Consider the following 354-nt stretch of genomic DNA (forward strand, 5'->3'; position numbering starts at 1 on the left):
AATGAACTCGCAGCGGTCAGAACCGCAGCGATCGCGGCTGATCTGTGCAGCAATGCCCATGTTGCCCTAGCCATCACCGTTCACAGCCAGGCGGCAACATTCTTTGGAATGTATGCCTCCGTCAGCGCCAGCACCCTCAAAGCAGAAAAGGCCGATGCCGCAAGCCATATCCAGAACCAGAATATGAAACCCCTGATCGAAATCGAGCAGCGCAGACAAGACTTGCGCAGCAGCTTGCCGCCGCGCCCTGCCGATTGGTGGACATATTTCCTCGAAATGTCAGAGGCCGATCTGTTGCAGCATCTGGCCGTGTTCACCGCGCTTTCGCTGCGTCCTTTCGGGCAATATCAGCTT

General features: G+C 56.5%; 1 protein-coding gene. It reads left to right on the top strand.

Annotated features, from left to right (window positions below; genetic code table 11):
• The coding region (locus HBA93_RS19500; RefSeq protein WP_221724395.1) for a hypothetical protein at positions 1 to 354 on the top strand (354 nt) is incomplete at both ends.

The sequence above is a fragment of the Ochrobactrum sp. SFR4 genome, from assembly GCF_019730395.1.
GTDB lineage: Bacteria > Pseudomonadota > Alphaproteobacteria > Rhizobiales > Rhizobiaceae > Pseudochrobactrum.